The sequence below is a fragment of the Saliniramus sp. genome, assembly GCF_035311605.1.
Classification (GTDB): Bacteria; Pseudomonadota; Alphaproteobacteria; order Rhizobiales; family Beijerinckiaceae; genus Saliniramus.
The window spans coordinates 1-4429 of record NZ_DATGCW010000294.1 but is presented as its reverse complement, the minus strand read 5'-3'; the positions used below and the strand labels follow the sequence as shown (position 1 = coordinate 4429).

Genomic DNA, 4429 nt, shown 5'->3' with positions numbered 1-4429 from the left:
CGAAGCCCATCAGGCGGAAGGGGTCGTTCTTGTCCTTGGCGCGCTTGATGTATTCGGGGATCTGGTCGACGGTGCCGATCTCGCGCAGCATCTCCAGGCCTGCCTCGAGATGCTCAAGGAGATCGGGACGCCCAACCGCATCCCCGAATACCTCGAACGCGCCAAGGACAAGGACGATCCCTTCCGCCTGATGGGCTTCGGTCACCGGGTCTACAAGAACTACGATCCGCGGGCGCGCATCATGCAGAAGACCACCCATGAGGTGCTCAACGAGCTTGGCGTCAAAGACGATCCGTTGCTCGAAGTCGCCATGGAGCTGGAGCAGATCGCCTTGCGCGACGAATATTTCATCGAGAAGAAGCTCTATCCGAATATCGACTTCTATTCCGGCATCACGCTCAAGGCGATGGGTTTTCCCACCACCATGTTCACGGTGCTGTTCGCGCTCGCGCGCACGGTGGGCTGGATCGCCCAGTGGAAGGAAATGGTCGAGGATCCGTCCCAGCGCATCGGTCGCCCGCGCCAGCTCTATATCGGCTCCGACAAGCGCGAATACGTGCCGATCGCCCAGCGCGGCTGAGCCAGGCGCGATCGACCGGTCGTTTCGTCTTAGGCCGCCTTCCCGCAGGGCGGCCTTCTTTTATTCTGGGCGCCTGGGCCGGGCAAGGCAAGTCATCAACTTTGTAAAAATCTTGCTAAAAGGAAGTTTTTCGTATATGCTATTACATATGATTATAAATTATTAAATCAAGGTGTTTTCATGATGAACGTACACGGTTTTTCTTCATCTGATCCAAAGATGGGCAATGTGGCGCCAAGAGAGAAAACAGATTTTTCGCTTCCGCCCGAAAAGAGCGCTCAGCCCGCCGGGGCCATTGCGTCGGGTTGTGTCCCACCGGGGTCGCAGAGTGGCAATGCTCCGATCGCAATACCGCTTGATAGCCCGTTTACGGATTTCATTATCAACCAAGCCGCCCGGAACCTTGACAGCCCGGCGGAATCACTCGTGCTCTCGGACAACCCGAACGGCCAAAACGCCAGCAACTTGCAGACCGTGCTGCAGCGCGTTCTCGGCACGGTCGTGAGAGAGGACGGCCTTGTGGCGATCGTCCAGAACGGCGATGGATATATCTCCGTCGAAGAGTTTCGGCAGTTGTCTCGTGAGCATGGAACGACCTTCGTCCTCTCTACGGGCGGTGGCAACGCCGCTCTGGTCATAGACCCAAACCAGCCGGATCGTATGGACCGGGGGGCCGTAATCGACGATGGCGACGTGCATTCTGGGTGCGGCGGTGTCCCTTCGATCCGGTTGAGCAATTGATCGGTGCCCCGCACCCTCACGCCTCGGTGCCCGCCCCGCAAGTTCTTCGCGGGGCGGTGCTCTAGAGCATCATGCCGTCAGGTGGATACCGGCTGACGGAAAAAATGATGTGTTGAGCAACCACTCGGAGCGCCTGGCCTGACTCGGTCAGGTCGGAACGCGCTCCACGCGGTAACATTGCCGACAGCCACGATCCTTCGATTCTCCTGCCGATACACGCCAGTTCAACGTGGCAGCGTGCTCGATCCCATCAGCGTCTCGTCGATGGCGCGTGCCGCTTGGCGGCCTTCGCGGATGGCCCAGACCACGAGGGACTGGCCGCGGCGCATGTCGCCAGCGACGAAGACCTTCTCGGCATTGGTCCGGTAATCCTTCTCGTTCGCGACCACGTTGCCGCGCTTGTCGAGCGCCACTTCCGCCTCGCTGACCATGCCGTCATGCACGGGGCTGGCAAAGCCGATGGCAATGAACACGAGATCCGCCTTGATGATGAACTCCGTGCCCGGGATCGGCTGGCGGCGCTCATCGACGCGGGCGCATTTCACGCCGGTGACCTTCCCTTTGCCCTTGCCCTTGGCCTTGCCCTCGATGGCGAGGGTCGCAGCCTGGAATTCGCGCTCGGCGCCCTCTGCCTGGCTGGAGGAGGTACGCATCTTCGTCGGCCAGTAGGGCCAGACCGCGAGCTTGTCCTCGATCTCGGGCGGGCGCGGGCGGATATCGAGCTGGGTGACCTGAAGCGCGCCCTGGCGGAAGGCGGTGCCGATACAGTCGGAGGCCGTATCGCCGCCGCCGATGACCACGACATGCTTGCCGGCAGCGAGGATTTCCTCGATCTCCTCGTCGGCAGGCTCGCCGTTAACGCGCTTGTTCGACTGGGTGAGATAGGGCATGGCGTAATGCACGCCGTGGAACTCCATCCCCGGCAATTGCGGGTCACGCGGATTCTCCGCGCCGCCGGCCATCAGCACCGCGTCGAATTCGTTGTGCAGGCTCGCGAAGCTCTTCGACATGCCGATATTGACGCCGCAATGGAAGATCACGCCCTCGGCTTCCATCTGCTTGACGCGCCGGTCGATGTGATACTTCTCCATCTTGAAATCCGGAATGCCGTAGCGCAGGAGCCCGCCGGGCTTCGCCTCGCGCTCGAATACATGCACCTCGTGGCCGACCCGGGCGAGCTGCTGCGCGGCGGCGAGGCCGGCGGGGCCGGAGCCGATCACGGCAACGCGCTTGCCGGTGAGGCGGGTGGGCGGCTCGGGCTTGATCCAGCCCATATCCCAGGCCTTGTCGGCGATGGCCTGCTCGATCGTCTTGATGGCGACGGGTGCGTTCTCGAGATTGAGCGTGCAGGCTTCCTCGCAGGGTGCGGGGCAGATGCGACCGGTGAATTCCGGGAAGTTGTTGGTGGAATGCAGATCACGCGCGGCCGTCTCCCAGTCGCCCTGATAGACGAGGTCGTTCCAGTCCGGGATCTGGTTGTGCACCGGGCAACCCGTCGGTCCGTGGCAGAACGGGATGCCGCAATCCATGCAGCGCGCGGCCTGTTTCTTCAGATCGCTCTCGTCCGGCGGCAGGGTGAATTCGCGAAAATGCCGAATCCGATCGCCGGCGAGCTGATACTTCTGATCCTGACGATCATATTCGAGAAAGCCCGTGACCTTGCCCATGGGTTTCGTCCCCTGTCGATCCCTGCGACCGTTCCAGAGCGGTCGTGATTGATAGTTAAATCGAGTGCCGCGCGCCTACAAGGGTGCGACCGGCCCATTACCCCGAGGCGACCGCCCTCACTCCGCCGCTGCCGGCATGCGCGCACGCTCCATCTCGCGAAGCGCGCGGCGGTATTCGACCGGCATCACCTTCACGAATTTGGTGCGATAGGCTTCCCAATCCTCGAGGATCGCCTTGGCGCGGGTCGAGCCGGTATAGTTGAGGTGGTTGGTGATGAGCTGCCGCAGGCGCTCCTCGTCCTTGCCCGACATGTCGGCCATGACGTCGATGCGGCCCTTGGTCTCCAGATCGCCGCCATGGTGGTGCAGCGAAACCATCAGATCCTCTTCCGCCTCGACCGGCTCCAGATCGACCATGGAAAGATTGCAGCGCTTGCCGAAATCGCCGGCCTCATCGAGTACATAGGCGATGCCGCCCGACATGCCCGCCGCGAAGTTACGGCCCGTCTCGCCGATCACCACGACGACGCCGCCGGTCATGTATTCGCAGCCGTGATCACCGGTGCCCTCGACTACCGCGACGGCGCCGGAATTGCGCACGGCGAAGCGCTCGCCGGCCACGCCGCGGAAATAGCACTCACCGGCAATGGCGCCATAGAGCACCGTATTGCCCACGATGATGGCCTTCTCCGCCTCGACCTTGCTCTCCTGCGGCGGGCGGATGATCAGCTTGCCGCCCGAGAGCCCCTTGCCGACATAGTCATTCGCCTCGCCCTCGAGATCAAGGGTGACGCCGGCGGCGAGCCAGGCGCCGAAGCTCTGGCCGGCGGTGCCCTTCAGCTTCACCGTGATGGTATCGTCAGGCAGGCCCTCATGTCCGTAACGCTTGGCGATCTCGCCCGAGAGCATGGCGCCGACGGTGCGATCGGTATTGGCGACCTGCGCCTCGATCAAAACCGTCTCTTCGCCTTCGATCGCGGCAGCGGCTTGTGCGATCAGGCTGCGGTCCAGAACCTGCGCGATCGGGTGTTCCTGGCGCTCGGTATGGCGCGTGGCGATCCCGGCGCGGACCTCCGGGCGCGTGAAGATGCGCCCGAAATCAAGCCCTTTGGCCTTCCAGTGGGCGACCGCGTCGCGCTTCTCGATCAGATCGGAGCGTCCGATCAGATCATCGAGCGTCGCATAACCCATCTGCGCCATCAGCTCACGCACCTCCTCCGCGATGAAGAAGAAGTAGTTGATGACGTGCTCGGGCAGGCCCTTGAAGCGCTTGCGCAGGACGGGATCCTGGGTGGCGACGCCCACGGGGCAGGTATTGAGATGACACTTGCGCATCATGATGCAGCCCGCCGCGATCAGGGGCGCTGCCGAGAACCCGAACTCGTCTGCACCCAGCAGCGCTCCGATCAACACGTCGCGCCCGGTGCGCAGGCCGCCATCG

3 protein-coding genes and 1 pseudogene are annotated in these 4429 nt (G+C 62.7%); 2 read left to right on the top strand and 2 right to left on the bottom strand.

Going from position 1 to position 4429, the window contains the following annotated elements; translation table 11 throughout:
- Positions 1 to 94 precede the first annotated feature (94 nt).
- Both VKP01_RS13145 and VKP01_RS13140 read left to right on the top strand, forming a co-directional pair.
- Positions 95 to 580: pseudogene (locus VKP01_RS13145) on the top strand (citrate/2-methylcitrate synthase); the annotation flags it as partial.
- Between the two features lie 180 nt (positions 581 to 760).
- Positions 761 to 1321: a hypothetical protein gene (locus tag VKP01_RS13140; protein WP_324413001.1), complete on the top strand. Its 561-nt coding sequence runs from the start codon at positions 761 to 763 to the stop codon at positions 1319 to 1321.
- A 224-nt stretch (positions 1322 to 1545) separates the two neighbouring features.
- On the opposite strand, the gene VKP01_RS13135 is transcribed toward VKP01_RS13140, so the two are convergent.
- The gene (locus VKP01_RS13135; RefSeq protein WP_324412999.1) at positions 1546 to 2988 is read right to left on the bottom strand and encodes a glutamate synthase subunit beta; all 1443 of its coding nucleotides are present in this window, start codon (positions 2986 to 2988) and stop codon (positions 1546 to 1548) included.
- Positions 2989 to 3105: 117 nt separating this feature from the next.
- Positions 3106 to 4429 (bottom strand): glutamate synthase-related protein (locus tag VKP01_RS13130; RefSeq protein ID WP_324412997.1); only part of this gene is annotated, 1324 nt, incomplete at its 5' end.